The sequence below is a fragment of the Stratiformator vulcanicus genome, assembly GCF_007744515.1.
Classification (GTDB): Bacteria; Planctomycetota; Planctomycetia; order Planctomycetales; family Planctomycetaceae; genus Stratiformator; species Stratiformator vulcanicus.
On the sequence record NZ_CP036268.1, the window covers coordinates 2,803,248 to 2,826,010 of the forward strand.

Annotated in this window: 18 protein-coding genes; 9 read left to right on the top strand and 9 right to left on the bottom strand. The window is 57.4% G+C overall.

What is annotated here, in order from left to right:
- Positions 1–92: 92 nt before the first annotated feature.
- Positions 93–425 (bottom strand): hypothetical protein, encoded by a 333-nt coding sequence (locus Pan189_RS10980; protein ID WP_145363965.1) that lies wholly within the window; start codon positions 423–425, stop codon positions 93–95.
- A gap of 292 nt (positions 426–717) precedes the next feature.
- On the opposite strand from Pan189_RS10980, the gene egtD reads away from it, so the two are divergent.
- Complete coding sequence (gene egtD, locus Pan189_RS10985; RefSeq protein WP_145363966.1) at positions 718–1,695, top strand: L-histidine N(alpha)-methyltransferase; 978 nt, start codon at positions 718–720, stop codon at positions 1,693–1,695.
- A gap of 20 nt (positions 1,696–1,715) precedes the next feature.
- Here egtD and leuB read toward each other — a convergent pair whose 3' ends face one another.
- The gene (leuB, locus tag Pan189_RS10990) at positions 1,716–2,789 is read right to left on the bottom strand and encodes a 3-isopropylmalate dehydrogenase (protein ID WP_145363967.1); all 1,074 of its coding nucleotides are present in this window, start codon (positions 2,787–2,789) and stop codon (positions 1,716–1,718) included.
- A 361-nt stretch (positions 2,790–3,150) separates the two neighbouring features.
- Here leuB and Pan189_RS10995 point away from each other — a divergent pair, with 361 nt between their 5' ends.
- Positions 3,151–3,435: a hypothetical protein gene (locus Pan189_RS10995; protein WP_145363968.1), complete on the top strand. Its 285-nt coding sequence runs from the start codon at positions 3,151–3,153 to the stop codon at positions 3,433–3,435.
- 174 nt (positions 3,436–3,609) lie between these two features.
- Here the strand turns inward: Pan189_RS10995 and Pan189_RS11000 are convergent, their stop codons facing one another.
- Positions 3,610–5,019: a sigma-54-dependent transcriptional regulator gene (locus Pan189_RS11000; RefSeq protein WP_145363969.1), complete on the bottom strand. Its 1,410-nt coding sequence runs from the start codon at positions 5,017–5,019 to the stop codon at positions 3,610–3,612.
- A gap of 415 nt (positions 5,020–5,434) precedes the next feature.
- On the opposite strand from Pan189_RS11000, the gene Pan189_RS11005 reads away from it, so the two are divergent.
- The 3 genes from Pan189_RS11005 (at position 5,435) to Pan189_RS11015 (ending at position 9,794) form a co-directional block, all read left to right on the top strand.
- The gene (locus tag Pan189_RS11005; RefSeq protein WP_145366154.1) at positions 5,435–6,178 is read left to right on the top strand and encodes a metallophosphoesterase family protein; all 744 of its coding nucleotides are present in this window, start codon (positions 5,435–5,437) and stop codon (positions 6,176–6,178) included.
- A 103-nt stretch (positions 6,179–6,281) separates the two neighbouring features.
- Positions 6,282–8,369 (top strand): YidC/Oxa1 family insertase periplasmic-domain containing protein, encoded by a 2,088-nt coding sequence (locus tag Pan189_RS11010; protein ID WP_145363970.1) that lies wholly within the window; start codon positions 6,282–6,284, stop codon positions 8,367–8,369.
- Positions 8,370–8,405: 36 nt separating this feature from the next.
- On the top strand, positions 8,406–9,794 hold the full coding sequence (locus Pan189_RS11015; protein ID WP_145363971.1) for a tRNA modification GTPase: 1,389 nt from the start codon (positions 8,406–8,408) through the stop codon (positions 9,792–9,794).
- 90 nt (positions 9,795–9,884) lie between these two features.
- On the opposite strand, the gene epmA is transcribed toward Pan189_RS11015, so the two are convergent.
- Positions 9,885–10,901 (bottom strand): EF-P lysine aminoacylase EpmA, encoded by a 1,017-nt coding sequence (gene epmA / locus Pan189_RS11020; RefSeq protein WP_145363972.1) that lies wholly within the window; start codon positions 10,899–10,901, stop codon positions 9,885–9,887.
- Complete coding sequence (locus tag Pan189_RS11025) at positions 10,898–13,033, bottom strand: protein-disulfide reductase DsbD family protein (RefSeq protein ID WP_310820330.1); 2,136 nt, start codon at positions 13,031–13,033, stop codon at positions 10,898–10,900. The genes epmA and Pan189_RS11025 overlap by 4 nt, the downstream gene beginning before the upstream one ends.
- Before the next feature lie 373 nt (positions 13,034–13,406).
- On the opposite strand from Pan189_RS11025, the gene Pan189_RS11030 reads away from it, so the two are divergent.
- From Pan189_RS11030 to Pan189_RS11045, 4 genes are all read left to right on the top strand, one after another.
- Positions 13,407–14,414, top strand: a complete 1,008-nt coding sequence (locus Pan189_RS11030) for a glucosyl-3-phosphoglycerate synthase (protein ID WP_145363974.1) — start codon at positions 13,407–13,409, stop codon at positions 14,412–14,414.
- Positions 14,411–15,451, top strand: coding sequence for a guanyl-specific ribonuclease (locus tag Pan189_RS21365; protein ID WP_310820331.1), 1,041 nt, complete (start codon positions 14,411–14,413; stop codon positions 15,449–15,451). The genes Pan189_RS11030 and Pan189_RS21365 overlap by 4 nt, the downstream gene beginning before the upstream one ends.
- Positions 15,452–15,563: 112 nt before the next feature.
- A complete protein-coding gene (locus Pan189_RS11040) occupies positions 15,564–17,075 on the top strand; it encodes a glycosyltransferase family protein (RefSeq protein WP_145363975.1) in 1,512 nt (503 codons plus the stop codon).
- Positions 17,076–17,647: 572 nt separating this feature from the next.
- The gene (locus Pan189_RS11045; RefSeq protein WP_145363976.1) at positions 17,648–18,667 is read left to right on the top strand and encodes a glycoside hydrolase family protein; all 1,020 of its coding nucleotides are present in this window, start codon (positions 17,648–17,650) and stop codon (positions 18,665–18,667) included.
- A gap of 232 nt (positions 18,668–18,899) precedes the next feature.
- Here Pan189_RS11045 and Pan189_RS11050 read toward each other — a convergent pair whose 3' ends face one another.
- The 4 genes from Pan189_RS11050 to Pan189_RS11065 all read right to left on the bottom strand — a co-directional run bounded on the left by Pan189_RS11050 (position 18,900) and on the right by Pan189_RS11065 (position 22,696).
- Positions 18,900–20,441, bottom strand: a complete 1,542-nt coding sequence (locus Pan189_RS11050; RefSeq protein WP_145363977.1) for a prenyltransferase/squalene oxidase repeat-containing protein — start codon at positions 20,439–20,441, stop codon at positions 18,900–18,902.
- 165 nt (positions 20,442–20,606) lie between these two features.
- Complete coding sequence (gene pyrE, locus Pan189_RS11055) at positions 20,607–21,161, bottom strand: orotate phosphoribosyltransferase (protein ID WP_145363978.1); 555 nt, start codon at positions 21,159–21,161, stop codon at positions 20,607–20,609.
- A 299-nt stretch (positions 21,162–21,460) separates the two neighbouring features.
- The gene (locus tag Pan189_RS21370) at positions 21,461–21,952 is read right to left on the bottom strand and encodes a hypothetical protein (RefSeq protein ID WP_310820332.1); all 492 of its coding nucleotides are present in this window, start codon (positions 21,950–21,952) and stop codon (positions 21,461–21,463) included.
- 231 nt (positions 21,953–22,183) lie between these two features.
- Positions 22,184–22,696 carry a hypothetical protein gene (locus tag Pan189_RS11065; protein WP_145363979.1) on the bottom strand — a complete coding sequence of 171 codons (513 nt, stop codon included), beginning with the start codon at positions 22,694–22,696 and terminating at the stop codon, positions 22,184–22,186.
- Between the last annotated feature and the right edge of the window lie 67 nt (positions 22,697–22,763).

Sequence of the window (22,763 nt, forward strand, 5' to 3'; positions counted from 1 at the left end):
CGCGACTTGAAAAGCACTCCGCCTGAGCTTTCGCATTATCCGCCCTGTCAAACATCTGAATTCACTTATTCATAGGGTATGTCACTACCTCTTCACAACCGGGGGAAAGGAAACGCCTGAAATCGGCTTTGGCCATTCGACTCGATGGCCGAGCCAAACCGCTCTACGAAATTTGGCATTGGTCGAACGGCAACGACATGTTTGGCTTTCGCCAGTGCCTGCGGATCGACAGTATCCGAGCCGATCGAAATGACCGCGAAGTCGTACGCGATGCGGTTTTTGTCCGTGATGATCTGACGAGACATCGTGTCGATTTTGTCGACGTTCGCCTGAACAAAGTCGACTCCGGCGTCTCGACAAAGCGGTTCCAGCGGAATATTCAGCACTTCTTGCCGATGCAACCCCGCCAACGTTGCCGGAAGCATTCCGCTATACGTCGCGTGTCCGCATGAAGAGATAAGCGTCAAACTCGCATCCACGGATTCGAATGTTTTCCACCGTTTGATTATTTCAAGGGTCGCATGACCCGCTCCGAGCATTACAATCCGTTCGGTTTTGGAATCCGGTCGGAGATCAGTCGAATGATTTTGTTCCTGCATGAACTTCTTACCGAATTTTGGAACGTCCTCGTTGGGGTCTACTTCCCCGTAGATAGCAAACTCGGCGTTACTGTTGATCGCCCACACCGATTGCAGCCTGCGCTCGTCTCAAATCAGGATGAAACACGTTTTCATGGATGCCGACGCTCGACTCACGCTCGCTGCCGATCACGATACATTTCGCGATGACATCGTCGCTGGTTTATCGCGACCGGAAAAATCGCTGCCACCGAAACATTTGTACGACGACAGAGGCTCCGCACTTTTCGATCAGATCTGCGAACTTCCCGAGTACTACCCGACGCGCACCGAGAAGGCGATTCTGCGCCGCCGGTTGCCCGAATTGCGTTCATTGGTGCCTGACGGCTCCGTGCTCATTGAATTCGGCAGCGGGAGCAGCGAGAAGATTCGTTTGCTGCTCGAAGGCATCGAAGACCGCCTCTTCAGCTACGTTCCGGTTGATATCTCCGCGGAGTATCTCGGCTACGTCAACGACGAGTTACAGCGGGATTATCCGCAACTGCGAATCGACCCCATCGCCGCCGATTTCACCAAGCCGTTCCCACTTCCGTCGGAATTGAGCGGGACAAGGCACCGCGTCGGGTTCTTCCCCGGTTCGACAATCGGGAATTTCGAGCGCAGTGAAGCGGTCGATATGCTGCGAGCCTTCACGACCGAACTCGGTACGCATGGCGGGCTGATTATCGGCGTCGATCTGCTCAAGTCTCCGGAAATCATTCTGCCTGCATACGATGACTCCCAAGGAGTCACGGCGGCCTTCATCGGCAACATTCTCCAACGAGCCAATATGGAGCTTGATGCGGATTTCGACGTCGACCGGTTTGAGTACCGCGCCGAGTTCGTCGAAGAACACGGCCGAATCGACATGTGCATGGTTTCGACAGCGAATCAATGCGTCAGCATCGACGACACCGAAATCGAATTCAGCGAAGGCGAGTCGATCCACGTTTCGAGTTCGCGAAAATTCACGTTCGACAGCTTTGCGAAATTAGCTGCCGAAGCCGGGCTGCGGGTCGACGAAATCTGGACCGATCCCGAGGAACTCTTCAGCGTGCAATACCTCGTGGCCGAGTGATCTGAGGCCCAATTGATTGCTCAGCGGCTCAGGGCATCAATCACGAGTTGCCCCATCTCCTGGGTGCCGATCGATGGTCCGCCGCGGGCCAGATCGGCCGTGCGATGTCCTGCCTCAAGAACGCCATCAACCGCGTTCTCAATGGCCGTGGCTTCGGTTTCGAGCGCGAGCGAATGCCGCAGCAGCATGGCGACGGCGAGCAATGTCGCGAGCGGGTTGGCAATGCCTTTGCCCGCAATGTCCGGGGCCGATCCGTGAATCGGTTCGTAAAGCCCCGGGCCGTCAGATCCGATTGAAGCCGAGGGAAGCAATCCCAGTGATCCGGTCAACATGGACGCTTCGTCGGTCAGGATGTCACCGAACAAATTGCCCGTGACGACGACGTCGAAGTCGCGTGGCCGCGAGAGCAAATGCATTGCCATCGCGTCGACCAGCACAACGTCGTATTCGACATCGGAGAACTCTTCTTTCATGACCGAGGCCGCGACCCGTCGCCACAGCCGAGACACCTCCAATACGTTGGCTTTGTCGACTGAAGTCACTTTCTCACGGCGCTTGCGGGCGGCTTCGCCGGCCAGCCGCACGATGCGTTCGATCTCACTGGGGCGGTAAGCCATCTCATTGAAGACGAGCTCTTCGCCATTTTCTTCTCGTTGGCCCGAATTCCCGAAATAGATGCCGCCGGTCAATTCGCGAAAAAACAAGATGTCGGTCCCGCGAACGATTTCGTTCTTAAGCGGCGACGCATCCAGCAGTGATTCGTAGGTGCGGATCGGGCGGAGATTGGCGTATAACCCCATTTCCTTTCGAATCTTCAGAAGCCCCTGTTCGGGCCGAACGCTCGCCGTCGGATCATCCCACTTCGGTCCGCCGACGGCTCCGAGCAACACCGCATCGGCCGCTTTGCACACTTCGAGCGTTTCGTCAGGCAAAGCCGTTCCGGTCTGGTCAATCGCGATCCCGCCGATCAACGCGGACTGCAAATGGAATTGGTGACCAAATTGATCGGCCACGGCTCCGAGACATTTCTCCGCAACCGCAACGATCTCCGGACCGATGCCGTCGCCCGGCAGTAATACAATTTTCGCTTCCACGCGTAGTTCCTTCAGCAGCTTCAAGAGGCCGGCGGAACATCGAATGCAGCCGCCGGTCAGTTCAGATTTCGACCAGTCGGCGACTGTAGCGGCACGCGCCTTTTCGAGCCAGCGTCTCGGCCTGCTGCGACATTCTCGGCTGAGTCGGACAACTGTTTCGATTATCGGGATGACGGAGCCCGCGCAATAGCCGCTGCTCAAGGCGACCCTGCGGGCCGATCGTTCGGGACCGAAGTTTTCGGACCGGACAGACGATGTTGAGAAAGAGCGAGCATGAGGCCCGGAAAGAGTGCATCAAGACGGAACTGATCGACAGACTGATCGCCGACCCCCCGTCTGCGACACAAGAGACGCTCGAATCATGATCCGCGCCATCTTTTTTTCGACCGGCCTTTTCATCTCCCTCTGCGGAGCCATTTTGCTCGGGGTCGATCGACTCGTGCTCAATCCCAACGTCTTTGCCGATACGGCGGTGTCGAGTCAGGGCCGACCGTGGTACACGCACATGATGTATCAGCGGACCGACACGATCAGCGGGTTCACGGAAACCATTTTCGAGCCACCCGACTGGGTTTCATTTGCACTGCTGTCGATCGGAGCGGTCGTCGTGCTTTACTCGATCGCGATCCCGCGAAAGTCGAAGTAGGGCACCGGTCCGACTGGCATTGGCGCGGCGAAATCAGCGGAATTGTTAAGCACCTCGAAAGATCTCGTCGTATCGTACGATGGTGCAGCCCGATAGCTGCGTTTTCCCGTCGCGCAAAAAAACGAGCGAGACTTCTGCCTCGCTCGTCTTGAAGCATCGAATTGTGTGCGGAGCCTAGCTCATGGCCGATTCGCGGGCCATCTCCTCCTCGAACTCGATCTTGTACCGCTTCATCTTTTTGTACAGCGTCGTGCGGTTGATGCCGAGTGTCTTGGCCGTGGCCTGTCGGTTCCATCCGTTGGAATTGAGGGCGTCGATGATCAATTGGCGTTCCGGCTCGGCCATTTTGGCCTTGAGGGAGCCGGCGGATTGGGTACCGGCCGTCAGAGTGCGAGAGGAATCCTCTTTACGCAGAGACTCCGGCAGGTCGGCCGCACTGATCACGTCGCGGCGAGCAAGCACGACCGCCCGTTCGACAACGTTGACTAATTCGCGGACGTTTCCGGGCCACTTGTAGCTTTGGAGCAACCGCAAGGCTGACTCGTCAAAGCCTTTGACGTCGCGACCCGACTGTTCGCGGAAATGGGACAGGTAGTGCTCGGCGAGTAACGGGATATCTCCGATCCGTTCGCGGAGTGGCGGCTGGGTCATCGAAATGACGTTGATGCGGTAGTAGAGGTCCTCCCGGAATTCTCCTTTCCGCACCATCTCTTCCAGATCAGCATTCGTCGCAAGAATGAGCCGGACGTCGACCTTGTGAGTCTTGTCTCCGCCGACCGCTTCGAACTCGCGATCCTGAATGGCCCGCAAGAGTTTGATTTGCAGTCCCGGCGATGCCGTCGCGATCTCGTCGAGAAAGAGCGTTCCGCCATCGGCCTGCAGGAATTTGCCGTCCTTGTCGTTGTTGGCTCCGGTAAACGAGCCTTTGACGTGGCCGAACAGTTCGCTTTCCAACAGATTTTCCGGAAGCGCTCCGCACGCGACTTCCACGAACGGCTGGTCGCGTCGGTCGCTGAGTTGATGCACAGCGCGGGCGGTCATCGTTTTGCCGGTGCCGCTTTCGCCGAGGATGAGGACCGTCGTCCGGGTGTCGGCGACCGATTCGATCAAGTCGAACATCCGCTGCATTTTGAAGTCGCGACCGACGATCTTCCCGAGGCCGAACCGCTCGTCGAGTTGCTGCCGTAATGAGCGGTTTTCGGACGCAATTTGTCGTCGTTCGATTCCCCGACGAATCGCCAGCGAAAGTTCTTCGTCGATCAGCGGCTTGGTCAGATAATCGAATGCACCCAGTCGAATAGCGTCGACCGCTCCTTCGATCGTGCCGTAACCGGTGAGCAGAACGAAGAGGGTGTCGGGAACGTTTTCGGTGGCCCACTCGAGCACTTTGAAGCCGTCTTCATCGGGCAGACTGACGTCGCAGACGACAAGATCGAACGGATAATCTCGCATCCGTTCCTTACCCTCGCGGGCATCGCAAGCGGTTTCGACCCGATATCCGAGGCCGCGAAGATAGTCGGCCATGGCTTCACGGAGGTCACGGTCATCGTCGATGACGAGCAGCGAGCCTTCTGTGTTTTTCATTGGTTCCCCTCTGCGGCGGTTGTGCAGCCGATTAGCAAGAGCCGGCAATCGAGCCGACCGATCGAGTACCGCCTGTTGCGAATGTCTCGTGAGTTTCGGATGGTGAAGCGAAGCAGCGCAGTTGGAGCATTCATTGCCCGGACGACACCGTTCGGCTGTCAATTTGTTTCAGTTGAGGGGTTGGGGAAACCTACGTCGGGGTTGCCGGAGGTCAACAAAAGTCGGTGTCCGCAGGTTGTTTTCCCGAAACGTCGTCGGGGCACCCGGCAGAATCGTCAATATCGAATCACCGATACCCCAATGCACCGCGGTTGCTGACAGATAGGCGCGGGGGTAAAGTCGTCAATTCGCCGAATTGTTCACTCTGACAGTCCGGCGGGAACAGGCCGGGTCGCGTCGACAGGAAAGCTTGGCATTGAAGGCGTTCATCAGCGACATTCATGGAAATCTCGAGGCGCTCGAAGCGGTTTTGGCCGACATCGAAGCGCAGGATATTTCTGAAATTTACTGCTTCGGCGATATCATCGGTTACGGCCCCGATCCGATCGCTTGCATTGATCGCGTGATGAAGGCCAGCAACATGACGCTGCTGGGAAATCACGATCAGGCGGCGCTGTTCGACCCCGAGGGCTTCAACGCCGGGGCCGAACGAGCCATTTTCTGGACGCGAAAGATATTGGAGTCGGACCGCGGGCCGAGTGCCGATGAGCGTTGGGAGTTTCTGAGCGGCTTGCCGCGCATGAAGAAGGAGGGGGACTTCCTGTTCGTCCACGGATCAGCCCGCAACCCGCTTAATGAATATGTCTTCCCGGAAGACATCTACAATCAGCGTAAGATGGAAAAGATTTTCGGGCTCGTCGATCGCTACTGTTTTCAAGGGCACACGCACATCGCGGGCGTGTTCACCGCGGACCTCGATTTCGTAGCCCCGGAAGAGACCGACTTTCGGTTCGAACTGTCCGACGCCAAAGCGTTGGTCAACGTCGGTTCGGTTGGTCAGCCTCGAAACGGTGATCCGCGAGCGCAGTATGTGACCGTTGACGATCGCACCGTGACCTTTCGGCGGATCGAATACCCGCTGGAAACCACTCGAAAAAAGATTTACGACATCGCGGACCTCGATAACTTCCTTGGTGACCGCCTCGTCGACGGCCGGTAGTCCTCATTAGCGTCAGCGTACTTTATAGACCCGATAGTGCCGCTGAACCTGCGTCTTTCCTCCCGTCGTACGTGGCGACATTAAAATCTACTTGGTGAAGAGTATGGATCATCAAAAGCGCCTTGTGCTTTTCATGGTCATTTCGTGCGCATTTCTGCTCGTCTGGACTTACATCCGGCCTGCGCCCGTGCCGAATCGAAACAAGCCCGCCGAGGTGGAAGCCCCCGAACTGGCGGCCCGTCCGCCGGTCGAGGCACTGCGACCGGGGCAACAACCCGCGCGGCCGGCCGGGTTGCCCGATCATCCCAACGAAATCATCAGTCTCGGTTCACTCGACCCGAACTCGGGTTATTTCATGCGGGTCAACGTGACCTCGCGCGGCGCCGCGGTCGAGTCGGTCGAACTCAACGATCCGCGCTATCGCGATCTTGATGACCGGAAACGCTCGCTCCGTGTTGTCGGTACGAACGCGGCCGATGTTCCGACACTCGCCACAGACATCCCCTTGATCAATGCCCAGTTGCCAAATGACGAACGGACGCAGTCGATCGACTGGAAGGTCATTGAGCGCATCAAGGACGAGCAAAGCCCGAACATCACACGTGGCGTTGTCCTCGGCCTCAAGTCGCCCGACGGCTCTTTCGAAGTCCGCAAGCGGTATGTTCTTCGCCGCGGCGTCGATGTCGATGAAATCCCGGAATCAGGCCCGACGGAAGCGCAGCGGGATAAAGTTCCGGCAGGCTACCTTGTCGACTCCGCATTGCAGTTTCGAAATTTGACCGGCGGGCAGACGTCAGTTCGCTACGAATTGCAGGGGCCAACTGGACTGCCGCTGGAAAATGAAGCTCACACCAGCAAGTACCGCGACTTGGAGTTGGGCTTCATTGAACCGGATGGCGGATTTAACGACGTGCAGTTCAGCGCGGGCGCCGTCGTTGAGAGAGCCGATGCCGTGCGCGAAGCGCTGGTTGCCGGTCAGGCCCCGCCGACGGACGATTGGACCGACCCTCTGCGGTACGCCGGTGTCGAGATTCAGTATTTCGTCGCGTTGGTATTTCCGACGCGGCCCGACGGCGTGACCGCTGCGGAAATGCCGATCATTGACCGGACGGTACCTGATCTAATCACCGCGGACGACAAGAAAGCGGCAAAAAGCGATATCAGCCTGCGGATGCGATCGGTCGATATCGACCTGCCGCCGAACGGCGAAAAAATTCACCGCTTTACCCTTTATGCCGGACCGCAGCGCAAGGACCTTCTTAAGCCTCTCGGCGCTGGTTCCGTCATGGACCTCGGTTGGTTCTGGTTCGTCAGCGAGGCGATGCTCTACCTGCTGCATTTCCTGCACGACGTCGGCATTCCGTACGGTTTCGCGATTATCTGCATGACGGTGCTGGTTCGATCGGCGATGTTCCCGCTGTCTCGGAAGCAAGCCATCAGCGCCGCACGCATGAAGGATTTGCAGCCGAAGATTGAAGAACTCAAAAAGAAGTACGGCGAAGATCGGGAGAAGCTCGGCCGGGCGCAAATGGAACTGTTCGCCAAAGAAGGCATCAATCCGATCGCGGGATGCCTGCCGATCGTGCTGCAATTACCGATCTTTATCGGTCTGTATTCCGCCTTAAATAACTCTGTCGATCTGCGGATGGCGCACTTCTTTTACATCGACAATCTCGCCGCGCCCGACCAATTGTTTCACCTTCCGTTCGAATTGCCGATTCTTAATACATCCGCATTTAATTTGCTGCCGATCATCACGGTCGTGTTGTTCTACTTCCAGCAGAAATTGTTTATGCCGCCGGCGACATCTCCTGAGCAGGAGATGCAGTATAAAATGATGAGCGTCATGCCGCTCTTCATGGGCTTCTTCTTTTATCACGTGCCGGCCGGGCTGTGCGTTTACTTTATCTCCTCGAGTTTGTGGAGCGTGGCCGAGCGAAAGTTGCTGGCGAAGCACCGTAAACCTGATGATCCGCCGGCGGAGTCTGACGATGCGCCGGTGAATAAATTCGCGAAAGAGAAAGCGAAAAAGCCGAAGAGTTTCTGGTCGAAACTTCTCGAAAGCGTCGACGAAGCAAAGCGCGAAGCCGAATTGAGCGACAGCGGAGGTCGAAACAATGGCCGAGGACGCAACGACGGCAAGTCCGGTGGCGGTGGAGGCCGACGCAAAAAGTCTAAATCACCTCGCTAATGTTTTTGTTCACGGCATCGCGTTCGGGCTGATCCGATGCGAATCGATCTCGATGACGTCATTGCGGCGGTCGCTTCCCCGGCGGGACGTGCAATTCGCGGAATCGTGCGGGCGTCCGGACCGGGTTTGGTCGACGTCGTTTCGAAGTGCTTTCGAGCAACCGACGGAACGAAGCTGAACGATGTCGCCGGGCCGAAGCGCATTCCCGGTCGACTTCGCCTAGCTGATACTCAGGTCGATCTTCCCACGGCCCTTCACTATTGGCCGACGCGGCGGAGCTTTACCGGCCAACCGGCGGCGGAGTTTCACACGTTCGGCTCACCGCCGCTTCTTGAACTTATTGTGACGACCCTTTGCCGCAACGGTGCCCGCCCGGCCCGCCCCGGCGAGTTCACCCTCCGCGCATTTCTGGCCGGTCGGCTTGACCTGACAGAGGCAGAAGCAGTGCTCGGCGTCATTGATGCCACGGCGCCGGACGAGCTCGATATCGCCCTGCGGCAACTTGCCGGCGGACTATCGGGACGGCTGGCAACGGTCCGACAAAGCCTGATCGAACTGCTTGGCGACCTAGAAGCCGGTTTGGACTTTGTCGAGGAAGACATTGAATTCGTTACTCGCGACGACATCGCAAGCCGACTTAGTGTCGCCAGTCAAGTTCTCAGTCGAATCGCGTCGGACGCGGGCAGCCGCATGACCGATGCCACAAGACCGGTTGTCGTATTGGCAGGACTACCGAACGCGGGTAAAAGTTCGCTGTTCAATGCGCTGATCGGACGTGAGCAGGCCGTTGTTTCACCGATCGCGGGCACGACACGCGATTACCTCTCCGCACAAATCACCTGCGGCGAACTTAACGTCGAGATCGTCGATACCGCCGGTTGGGAACACCGCATTGATGACCTGTCGACGCAAGCTCAAACGCTACGACTTGAGCAGTTGCGCAGAGCCGATCTCATTTTGTGGTGTGTACCGGCCGACTTGGATGAGGTTGAATGTCAGGCCGATGATCAGCTTCGTCGCGACTCTCAATTCGACCAGGACCGGCTCTTGGTTGTCGGCACGAAGTGCGATGTTGCCGCATCGGCGACGGGTCGGGATGATGTCAGTCAAACAATGCCTGTGGTCTCGATTCATCAGCCACGAACTCTCGCCGATCTTACAAATCGCATCGGCCAAATCATCAGTAAAGGGCAAGGCACGCGGACGGAAATGATTGGTGCAACGGCGGCTCGCTCAGAAGATACCGTCCGGCGAGCGCTCAGCGGCGTGCAAAGTGCGATCCTCGCGGCAGAGTCAGGCGCGGGGGACGAAATCGTCGCAGCCGAAATCCGTGAAGCATTAACCGCAATCGCCGAAATGCTCGGCGAAACCTATACCGACGACATCCTCGATGTTGTTTTCTCGAAGTTCTGCATCGGTAAGTAAGTCCGGATCGACTCTTTAGTATCGATCGACTTGCCGACGCAAATTATTGTTCACTACCGCCTCAAGGGGATGAAGATAATCGCGTTATCGTTAAGCGCGTTCGAACGGAAACGGCATGACTTCGTGGAGAGAAGTTTTCCCCAGTAATACGGCCAGCAATCGATCAAAGCCGAGCGCGACGCCTGAGCAGTTCGGCAACCCCGAGTCCATTGCATCGAGCAGACGGCTCTCTTCCGGCATCACCGGCTTGCCCAAGGTGGAGCGGCAACGATTTTGTTCGGCTCCGCGAACTCGCAACTCGGCCGGGTCGAGCAATTCGTCGTAGCCGTTACAGATTTCAACACCATCGATATAGAGTTCGAATCGCATCGCAACACGGGGACCGTCTGGTTTCAGTCTCGCTAGCGCAGCCTGTGTTGCCGGATAGTCATATAGGAATGCGGGGCGATCAAGTCCGAGATTCGGTTCGACCAATTCAGCGAGCAGAAGATTGCGCCACTCATCAATGGATGCTTCATCCGAATCGAGTGACTCCGGGATGACGAGCTGATGGTCTCGAGTCAAATCCATTAATGCTTCGGCATTAAGATTGAGAATCTCCGTATTCGTCGCCTCGCGGAATGCCTTTATATAGGAGATGCGGTCGAACTTCTCCGGGCCGATACGGAGGCGTGGCGTTGCCACCGCCCCGGTCGATGCTGCCAATTCGCGAACGAGAGCTTCCGTGACCGTCATCTGATCGAAGTAGGTGCTATGTGGCGCGTACCATTCAATCATGGTGAATTCCGGATTGTGCCGGGCACCATGTTCCTGATCTCGAAAGGCTTTGCAAACTTGAAAGATCGGCCCGCTGCCGGCGGCCAGCAATCGCTTCATCGCGAACTCGGGCGACGTCTGCAAGAACCGCCGTTCCCCGCAGACGGTCGAAGTTAGCGGATCGATGTGAGTATCGATCACGACATCGCGCGACAACAGCGGTGTTTCGACTTCGAGATACCCGCGTTCGCGAAAAAACTCGCGTACCCGAGCGAGCAACTGCGCGCGAAGACGGAGGGTGTCGAAAGACGTGGTCGGTCGCCAATCGTCGGAATGAACGAACCCGCTCACTTCTGTTCGGTCGGCAAAGCCGCGATGTCGGTCGAAACGGCTTCCTCAAGCTTCGACAGTAATGCCGATTGCGAGTAGACAGAGTGCAGCAGGATTGGCTCATTGGGCCGGTCGCCAGGGAAAATCACGGTCAGCGGTAAGCCTGATGTCCTAAAGCGATCGAGCCACATTGAAATCTCGGCGTCCTCGTGCGTCGCATCGGCAAGCAGGGTGATGACATCGTGTTCCTGAACGAACTCGTACGTTTTCTCTGTATTAAGCGCGAGATTTTCATTCACTTTGCAGTTCGCACACCAATCGGCTGTGAAATCGATTAATACCGTCCGACCGGTGCTGCGAAGATCGTTTAACCGGTTTGTCGAAAAGGTCTCCCAAGGGAGTTCGCTCGTCTCGACCGCCGCTTTAACAGGCGGTCGTTGTTCGTCGTCATTGCCGATTGGTTGCAGTCCGCCAGTGGTGACGAGATTCGTTGTTCGCGACTCACCCGGTGACGTCCAGTACCCGAACCCGACAATGAAACTACCGACGACGATCGCCGTCGTATAGCCAACCAGTCGACCCTCAAAGGATGTGCTCGACTGAACGGTGCCGATCATCCACAAAGCAAACGCGATTCCGAGCAGCATGATCAGTAGCGGCACGGTGTAAGTAGCGTCGATAAACGAGATCACGAAGATCACAGTCCCCATAAGTACGAACCCGGCGAACTCCTTCAATCTCAGCATCCAGTTGCCGGGTTTGGGCAGCAATTTGACCGCCCCCGGAACAATACCGAAGACGAGATAAGGCGACGCCATGCCGAGCCCCATCGTCGCCCAAACTAGAAAGGTATGGATCGGCGGCTGCTGAATACTCCAGGCGATTGTGACGCCGACAAACGGTCCGGTGCAGGGGGTCGCCAGTAGCGTCGCGAAGATGCCTGTCAGAAAGGCTCCGAACAGGCCTTCTTTTTGAGCTGAGCCAGCAGCGGAGCCGACGAATCCCGGTATCGGAATTTCGAAGACGCCGAGCAGACTCATCCCCATCGCAAAGACGAGGCAGGCCATTGCCATGTTGAAGCGTTGGCTCTGGAAGAGTCCGCCCCATCCGAAGTTATTGCCCGACAATCCAAGCAGCCCGAACAAGCCGCTGAAGTACTCCGGCAAGACGATGAGAGCTGCGAGCAGGCAGAAGACGAGAATCACCCCGAGTGCGTATACGGCATTGAGCGCGAAGATGCGGCCGCGATCTTCGCCCGCCTGTTGCACGAAGCTCATCACCTTAATCGCCATGACCGGCAACACGCACGGCATAAAATTGAGGATAAAGCCGCCGAGGAAGGCCAGCGGCAAGAACTTCGCGAGACTTCCTTCGGCCGCTTCGATCTCGAACTCGTTAACCAATACGACCCCGTTGCTCTCGGCTTCGGCGGTCGCGTCATCGCTACTGTTCGGTTCAGTTGCGTCCCCCGCACCGTCAGCGTTGCTGTCGGTAAAGTCACTCGATTCAAAGTCAGTTGCGGAGAAGTCAGAGCCTGCGAAGTCATCGGCTGAGAACGAAAAATCATCGCCCCCTTCGGTCGATTCGCCGGTCTCATCCTCGTCGCGCGAGGCTTGCTCAGCCGACATCAACGCCACCGTAAACTCTCGTGGCGGCCGAATCGGAATGCACATGCCTTTCTCGCCGGTGCTGCAAAACGCCCCGGTCAGATCGCCGACGACTTGGATGTCTGCCGGATCGAGGGTCCCGGTGATGCGGTAATCACGCGACCACGTTACTTGGTCGTAGAACTTCTCCACCTCAGTGTTGAACTGAGGCTCGAACACCCGCTTTGGCAGTCGGTCGGGACGAAACTTCTCATCGAGCGGCTGAAGGCCGGCGTCCTCAGAAACTTTGATCGAGGTCGCCAAAGCGGACGATGGCCGCGTCGAGTAAATGTAGAAGCCCTTCGGGAGCTTGACGGTGACCGCCAACGTCGCCTCCGCACCAGGTTCCAACGTTTCGGCGGTCAACTCCGCCGAGAGCGAAATCTCGGGGTCGGGTGTCCGTTCTGAAGCGGAGCCACCGATACCGAAATTTCCGAGGTCGATCGGCTGCGCATTAACGACCGAGCCGAACAGAATTACGCCGACGGCAAACAGGCAGCGAGTCATTCTGATGCCTCGAATTGTTCCAAGCGAAAATCGTGTGTTCATCTCAATATTCGGCCGAACGACCGCATCCTCTGTGAGCAAACCAACAATGAGTCGGTTTTTTATTGTACGGGCGCGGCTCCGCGAGCAATATTTTGCCGCGAAACTTATCTTGCCGAACACTTTCGTCGCAATGGCGATTCCGACAAGGCGTCGGCGAGGCCAATCGGCGTCGGATTGACCATTTCTCCCGGTCGCAGGCGTCGATCGCACGGGTACGGCGGCATTCTGCCGGTCGTTCGGTTACGATCTCGAAGCGCTCTGACAACCACAGCACAATTCCGCCCGGCCCGTCCCGCGGGCCTTCCTCCGAGTTCCGCCCGATTTGAACCCGATGAATTCCGAACAGTGGCTCCAGGAACGGACTTACCATCACTCCTCATTCTGGGATTTGCGGCAACTCGTCGAGGAGAAGCGGCGACAGGGGCTGAAAATATCGTTGTGCCTGCCGACCCTCAACGAAGCCAAGACGATCGGAAAAGTGATCGTCATTTTGAAGAGCGCCCTGAAGGACCAGTATCCACTTGTTGACGAGATCGCCGTCATCGACTCCGGCAGCACAGATGATACGCGAGAAATCGCCGCAAAGTTCGGAGCCGACGTCTACCTTGCCGAGGAGCACCTCACCGAGGTTGGCGATCGCAAAGGCAAAGGTGAGAACCTGTGGAAGGCCCTCTACCTGCTCGATGGCGACATCATCTGTTACGTCGACACCGACATCAAAAACATCCACCCGCGATTCGTCTACGGTCTTGTGGCCCCACTCGTCCAGAATCCGGACATTCATTACGTCAAAGCGTTCTACGATCGTCCGCTCGCGTTCTCGCAGGGCATTCGACCGACCGGCGGCGGACGCGTGACGGAGATACTCGTTCGACCGCTGTTCAGTCTGTTCTATCCGGAGCTCGCCGCGATCATTCAGCCGCTCTCGGGTGAATACGCGGGGCGTCGCTCGATACTCGAACAGATTCCGTTCCCCGTCGGCTACGGCGTCGAAACAGCCATGTTGATCGACATTTACGAAAAACTCGGCCTCTCGGCATTTGCGCAGACCGACCTCGACACTCGCGTGCATCGCAATCAGGAGACGATTGCACTCGGTCGAATGGCCTTCGGCATCCTGCGGACATTTTTTAACCGACTGACCCGTCAGGAACGCATCGGGTTGGAGCAGGCGTTGCCGACGATCATGCGGCAACACCGCGTCGAGGACGGCTCGTTCGAGCAAATCGAATACAACATCGAGGAATTCGAACGCCCGCCAATTATGGAAATCGAAACCTACCGGGATAAGTTTCACTCATCGCAGAAAACAGACCCGACCGATGCGGCAAGCGAATGATTGACCCGGACAGTAATCCGAAGCAACCTCACGCCTCGGCTCCGCCACATCGTTATCGATTCGGGCTGAAGGAGTGGGTGGCGTTGGCGGTCATCGCCTGTTGTTTCTTCGCCTACGACCAGTTGACCGCTCCCCAAGACGACGCGAAGCAAGAAATCGAGCAGACGGCTGACGACCTCGAAGCAGAGGCTGTCGAACCGACGACGAACCGCGCAGCCGAATCTCCGAAAGCGGACGCATCTGCCGAGATTGAGAGCAGCGAACTCTCTGGCAAAGTCAAAGCGTTTGTCAGTAGTTCGGAGACGCTCGTTGAGTATCAGATCGAGCGCGGACGACGTGTGTGTGTCGTTGCGGCAAAGGAACAGATCGTCGTTCGATCGGACGGCGGTGGTCTGACGCTGGCGGGGCAAACCCAACCGGATCAAGTGGTCCGACTTGATTGCGACCATAACGGAACGATCATCGGGCGACCGGCCGACGCAACGATTGTGCGAAAGATTGTCGTTCCGAAGGGAACCGTGCGAGTGCTGGGAACTGCGAACGACAAGAAAGCGGTTCTACTTCTCTTAGGTGATTCTCGAGTCGTCCGAGGTCCTCCCATACGCGGCGTCCCACTTCCTGGCAAACTCGGGACGCTCGCGTTCGACCGGATTCGCCCAGGTATGTTGATCGCCGAACGGGCAGCCGGGGATGTCGCCGAAAACTGCTTTCCGAACTTGCTCGTCCCGCCCGACACGATCGAAAACGCAGTCGTGAAGGACTTCGGTCGCACGGTCTATACCGGCCCGATCGATGTCAGCGAGACCTATCAACGTCTTGCTCTCCGCAAACGTTTTCCGCACAACAATGATGGTTCGGTATTCCAGAATCGTGAGCGACGCCTGCCGCGGCAACGGCCCGGTTACTATCGCGAATACGTCCATCCGACCGAAGGCAAGCGCGGTCCCGGCCCGCAACGTCTCGTCATCGGACGAGCCGGCGACATCTGGTACACCGGCGATCACTATGAGTCGTTCGAAGCTGTCTTGGAGCCGTGAGCCGAAAGCCGAATCGACCGAAAAGATCGATCCTGTTTTCCGCTCTCCGCTTTCCATGTTCCGCTTCCCGAAGAACGATTGAATACCGCAGCGTCCATGGCCCGGCCTATTCATGAATCTCGTCATCGCCCATCATCACCTCAATCGCGGCGGCGTGACGCGCGTGATTGCCGGGCATCTGCAATCACTGGCGGAAAGCGACTCAGCACCGCAGCGCGTCCTCATCGTTTACGGCGGACGCCACGAAGGTTGGCCGCCCGAGATCGAGCAACGGCTCAAAGCTCTGAAGATCGAACGCGTTGTCGTTCCATCGCTCGATTACAACGACGACCCCGCCGTAAACGCCGTACCACTCGCTCAGGCGTTCGAATCCGAGTTGACGGCACGTGGTCTCGAGCCGGGCAATACGCTGCTGCACGTTCACAACCATTCGCTCGGCAAAAACGTCGCTTGGCCCGGCGCACTCAAGCACTTGTCGGAACGCGATTGGCCGTTGCTGCTCCAGATTCACGACTTCGCCGAAGACTTTCGACCGAAGAACTACGGTTTGCTGCAGCAGGCGCTCGGTGAGTCGATGGGCCCCGTCAACTATCTGCAAGGGAGCAAAGTCCACTACGCCGTGCTGAATCGTCGGGACGAAACCGCCCTCGTCGATGCCGGCGTTAATCGCCAACGCCTCCATTTTCTGCCTAACCCGGTCCCTGCGCCTCCCGCGCTTCCGAATCGCGCAGCCGCACGCCACAAATTAATGGATCGCTGCGGCATCGATCTTGATCGCCGCTACCTGCTTTATCCCGTCCGCGGCATCCGGCGGAAGAACCTCGGTGAGGCAGTGCTGCTGTCGCTCCTGATGCCCGGCGACCCCGTGGTGGGAATCACCCTCGTTCCGCTCAACCCGATGGAGAAACCGTTTCATGATGCCTGGCGTGCCTTCGCGGAGCGGATCGACCTCCCGGTTCGCTTCGGTGTGGGAGAGTCGGACGGCCTGACATTCGAAGAGAACCTCGCTGCCTGCGATGCCTGCCTGACGACCAGCGTCGCCGAGGGATTCGGGATGGCATTTCTTGAACCCTGGCTCCTCGGCAAACCACTTCTTGGCCGCAATCTCCCGGAGATCACCGCCGACTTCGTCGATGCCGGCGTCAATCTCGATGGGCTCTATAGTTCGTTGCAAATTCCACTCGATTGGCTCGACGAGAAAGAACTGGCCGCGGAGTTTCGTGCGTCCGCGGAAGAACTCTTAAAGACCTACAATCGTCGGCCTGATCAAGCGGCCGATGTTGCCTTCGATGGCAAGACCACCGGCGGGACCATCGACTTTGCAGACCTCTCGGAACGGTCACAAATGAGCGTAATTGAAACCGTCGCGCAGAACCCAACAGCGAAGTCCAAACTGCTGGCCTTAAACTCCGCTCTGTCCGCCGAGTCGGACGCGGCCACGGTTCACTCTAACGCCGATGTCGTCCGGCATGAATTTTCGACGTTGGCCTGCGGTAAGCGGTTAGTAAGTATCTACCAAAAAGTGATCGATGACCGTGGCGAGAATCGTGGTGAGGTCGATCCAAGAACGCTGCTTGACCGGTTTCTCGACCTGGAACGGTTCCGGTTGATTCGAGGTAATTAATAAGACGATCGGCTAAAAAGCCGGCTTCACGACAGCACCTCCGCCTAAGTTTTCTTCGATGGGCGATAGCCTCTCCCAAAGTTTTCAAATCAAATACTGCCGCCATCTATTGCCATTCTTGGCGGCACTGCACTTTCTAACTGTCGTGCTCGTTGAATTTTGTCTGTATCACTGGCATCCGGGCGGAACGGGGCTGATGGATTGGCCTGATGTTTCGTTCGGCATCCTGCTCGGACAGTCTTTGTTTTGCTTCATATTTTTCAGCAGTGAAATTGCGTTTGCGAGATCAAACAGGACGAACTTCAAGCGAGTTTACTATTGGTATTGCGGGATGATTTACGGACCGGCGCGGATTCTTCTATGGTTTTGCTTGTAATGGAATGCTGATGGCGTGATTCGATTCCGGTTTGGCTACAAAGCGTCGAACGGCGACCGATTCGATCAGCGATTTCATTCATTTCGTAGCTGGATTTTTTAAGCCTCTCTGCACGCCCGCGGTTCCGAAGCGTGACATCTCGTGACATGATGGCGATACTGTCTCTTTCGTCTCACTCGCTATTTCGGAGAATAAGATGCCGTTTCGAGCTGTATTTGCCGGTTTGCTGTTCGTGGTCGCTGGCGCGATCACCTCGGCCGCGGAGCCGGATGGAATTTATATCGCGATCGGCCACGGCCTGCATCGCATGGCCTCCAACGATGGCGTCACATGGACGGCCCACGAATTTGCGGGTAAGCCTGCCCACAATCAAAACGATCTCGCCCAGGCCGCCGTTGGCAACGGTGTTTGCGTCGCAATCGGAGGTTATTCCAAATCAAATATTTTGACGACGAAAGATGGCGTCGAGTGGACCAAGAACAAATTCAACGCCGGAGTCCTTAGTGGCATCGTATTTCTTGACGGCCGGTTTCTTGCGTTCGGCCAAGGCGCAAGAGTCATTGAGTCGAACGACGGCGAAAAATGGCGAGTCATCGGAGATGGCAAGCTTCGTGACCATCTCAAGAAAGAGGCGGAGAGCCTGGGACTTGAGAAGCCGATCAAGTCAAACATCCGCGCATGGCGGTACGTGAATGGGGCTTTCGTCGGCTGCGGCGATAACGGCTTCCTGATCACAACCCGCGACCTCAAGAATTGGACGTTCCCCCCGCGAATTGAACCGCGGTCGCGACTGTTCATCGAATCCGACGACAATGGCTTTGTCGTTTACGGTCACCACACGGTCCATCACTCGACCGACGGCGTTCGCTGGACCGACGTGACCCCGGAGGAGGTCGCCGGGAAGACATCCAATCGCGATCGACTCTCATCGCTGACCCATGACGGCGAACGATTCCTCGTCAATAACAGGCGGGGGCAAGGGTGGGAATCAGCAGACGGCAAGGACTGGCAATTGGTCACCGATTCGAAGTTCCCGCTAAATATCGACGCCGTGCGGCCCGACCTGATTTACAGCTTCCAAACCTATTGGAAAGCGACTGAAGACCTGAAGTATTCAACCGATGGCGGCAAGTCTTGGCAAAGTGCGAACATCCCGGCGCCGGTGGGAATCACAGACGTCATCTTCGCACCCGGGTTTCCTCGAATCGGGCGTTGATTTTCCGTCTAAGCAATCGCTAAATTAAGGGTTACTCGGTCCGCACGGGCCGAGTAACCCTTCGCTTGTCTCGCCATCGGAACTTTGAACTTAATTTACGGCGATTCAATATGCTGATTGATGTTTGCCGAGGAATAAATACCAAGCCAAAGGCAATCAGCATCATTAGAATCGCGAGCGAGTTATGAACTGGCTCTCCGACGAGTTCACCGCTTTTTTAGGTTGCCTCTCATCAGCGCAAGACCGCACCTTTCGTATAAAGCGGCAAATGTCGGTAATAGACTTCGAGCGTCATGAGACAAAGGCAAGTCATATAGAGCCGACCGCCGGTGTTTCCATGGCGGTCGGCGACATCCCAACTTCCGTGGTGTAAGCCGCCCCGGGTTTGGGTTTGTAACAATTGGGCCTTCATCCGGTTATTCCAGCGGACCCAATCCGCCTTTCCCCAGTGATGCATCACCTGGGTCGCATAATAATTGTAATACATATCGTCGGTATCGGGGCCGAACCGATCGAGATGGGCGACCCCTCGCTTGAGAGCCGATTCGCTGCGATTCCAGCCGAGATACATCCTCGACAGTAAACCGACCGGCGTCGTCGATTTGCGACGGGCGGGGGACATATAGCCGTACATGGCCCCGTCGTCCGCCGAGACGGAGTCGAGAAACTGATTCGATTTGACGAAAGTCATCCGCGGGACTTCGACCCCGCCCGCCCGGGCACTCACGATTGCCATGACCGCCCATCCCACAACCGACGTATCGCCCCGTTCCTTCGGGCGGTATCGCCAACCTCCCCGTTCATGCTGCGCTTGCGTCAGAAATCTCGTCGTCGCTTCGACGAACGGGCGGAGCGACTCATCTCCCGTCATCACATACGCCTCAGACAAGGCCAGCACAGCCAGGCAGTGCGCGTACATCGATGGGGAAGGCTTTCCTCGCGCATCACCGTCCCAGTTGGTTGCCCGATCAGGGTTTAATTCCTGTTTGAGGAACTTCAATGCCCGAAACACGGTCGCCCGATACTTCGGCGACTGCTTGTGGGAATGGCCGGCACCGAGAAACGAGAGCAGAGCCATAGACGTTGCCGCGACGCGATTGCCCGAATAACCTGGTTCGGGCGCATCGCGAATCTTTCGAAAGTCCCATCCGCCGTCATCAAGTTGCACATTTTTCAGCCATCGCAGGCCCCGTTCGACGGCCGCTTCGGTCAGATCGCTGCCGCCGGAGGCCAGTAGCAACTGCCGCTTCGTCGCGCCGCTGCGTCCGGCCGTCATTTGCAATCGGGGGTCGGGGGCACCGGAACGCGAAGCTGTTGAAGAACGAAACCCGATGAATGTCGGAACTTCTGGTACCTGCAGCGCCGAGATTTCGGCAGGCGAGGGCGATTCGAGTCCTGCCACTTCCGATGGATCGACCGGTCGCTGCGATTGAATACTCTCTTCGGTCGTCGGCGACGGAAGCTCCGCTTCGATGATCACCTCAGCCGTATCGTCGTCGGAGTCCGGGGCATCTGCGGGGAGCGAAAGAATCGCGAAGATTTGCTCATCCACGTTCTGCGGCAGAATAATTGCCGCCAAGATAAACGCGATCGCGGAGTGAAAGACAAAACTGACCGCCGCGACCGCGGTCCAGCGTCGTGTTCGGCGAGCCAGTGACGCTGATTCGACCGAATCAATTTCAGGTCTGTCAGCCTGCTCCCGCGATGTCGCGAACCATCCCGGCACCTGCGGCACGTCAGTTGTTTCGACACCGCGAGCGACCGCACTGGACATGATGCAGATTCGAACGGAACGCAGATCGTTTCCACTTGATGCTCAAGGCCGATCGCAGCACCAATTCGAAAGACGAAAGTCTTTCCAACAGATGACCGGCCACTATCAGGGTATCTGCCGTTGAGCGTTCCGCCAAGACCTGTCGTCTCACGACCGCAATCGCGTTCACCCTTCTTCGGGGGGTGTGATGCCGAAGTCTTCGACCGTAAACAACGCCCGGAAGGGGACCCCTGCCGAGGCGAACGCCGCAGCCCCGCCTTGCAGGCGATCCACAATCGCGGTGACGAACACGACCTCGCAACCGAAATCGCGCACCCGTTCGATTGCCGTGATCGAGCTTCCGCCGGTCGTAACGACATCTTCGACGATCGCCACTTTGGCTCCAGGTTGAACCGGTCCTTCGATGTAACGCTGCGTTCCGTGACCCTTGGGTTCTTTACGGACCAGAAATCCGTCCAGGTCGATTCCGCGTTCGCCTGCGACTGTGAGCACGCCACCCACGATTGGGTCGGCCCCGATGCTCATCCCACCTACCGCGGAAAACTCGGTCTCGGACAGCAGGTCGAGCATACCTTCGGCAACCAATCGGAGACCCTGCGAATGAAGCGTGACCTGTTTTCCGTCGAGGTAGTAGGTCGATTTCTTCCCGCTGGCGAGCGTGAAGTCACCGAACTTGAGGGCACGATTGCGGATGAGGTCGGCGAGCGGCGTATCGGTCATGTCGGCACAGAGCGTTGGAGTTGAGGTGCCGATACTTTGGCCGATCGCCTGCGGAATGCCAATCGAAACAGAAACGCACCGCCACGCTCACCTCTCGACTCTCGACTCTCACCTCTCGACTCTCGCCTCTCACCTCTCACCTCTCACCTCTCACCTCCAAAAAAAGACGCTCCCGACGGCGAAACCGTCGGGAGCGTCGAATCGCGTCCGGGGGTGAAGTTTGACGCGAAGGGAGGACGGGCTGAGGCGATGGAGTCGAGCCTCGCCTCAAAATGTCCGCAAAGTCCTACTTCAGTGGCTTACCACTTCGAGTGCGGGACCGCACAAGTCGGGGCACAGCAGGTCGGAACCGCACAGGTCGGCTCGCAGCTGGGGACGGCACACGTCGGAGCGCAGCACGTCGGGACCGCACAAGTCGGAGCACTGCAGGTAACCGGCGCACTGCAACTGACTTCGACAGCGCAACAGACCGGCTCGTGGCAATCGTAATAGCCGCAGCACTTGTCTTTCTTGAGCCAACCGAACAGGCAGTTGTTCTTCTTGCGTTCGAGTTCGCAGAGCTTGTTCCAGCACTTCTTGAGGAAGCACTCTTTCTTGCAGCAGTCGTACGAGGTGTATCCGTAGCAGTCTCCGTACGCTCCGCAGTTGTTGTATCCGCCGTAATGGGCGACCGGGTAGGAACCGCAGCCGGAGTAGCCATAGTTCACTTGTTCGTAATAGCCGCCGGCGGAAGCGGTATCGCCCAGGGCGAAAGCACAGCCGAGCATGGCCAGACAGATCATTCCACGCATGTGAGTTCTCTCCAAATTTGCCGAGACGAAAAAAGGGGACTCTCGCGTGTGGGAAGCTCCTTTTCCCAACGAATTATCGCGAGTCAATCGGCCCTCGCGTCACGTGCGTGGCCTGGTCCGAGCGCATCCTGCGCAGTGGAGATCGGCAAGGGGCGGCGAGTATGTTGATTCGCGAACGAAGGAAAACTGCGTGGCGTGCGAAGTCGGCGTCGGCAATGCGGGTCGTGGCGATTATTCGTGCGAATGGTGATCTAAGCCGGAGCCATGGCTCCGGCTTAGGCGAATCAACGCGAAGGCAAACAAGGCCGCGATAATCACGCCTACCACTTTCCACCAACCAGGGCCGAAGATCACCGTCGCTTGGAAAACGATGAACGCCAGAAAGCTCTGCACGACGATCTGCCCGGGCCACCACTTCGCCCAGCGATCGCCCTTGATCCACCACAACGACGCGTCGAACGCCCACACCAACGCGAACGCATAATTGATCCAGACGCCGAACCCGCTGTCCCAACCTGTCGCCTCGAACGTCTCGACACGGACCGCTTGGTACGCGCTCGCGTGGCTCCAGCGATGGACGAATTGAAAGGCCGCAGCGAGGTGAGCAAGCAATGACAGCGCTCCCACGGTCCAAATTTTCCGGTGAAAGCCCGGAGTGCCGATTCGCGCAGCGACCAACAGCCATCGAAGCAGATAGCACCCGATCGCCAGCCGTACGGTCCAAACGACAATCAGATCAGACATGTCAAATATCGAAAACGGTTAGGTCCAATACAGCCGCGCCCGGCAGTAAGCGGATCAGAGAAAAGCC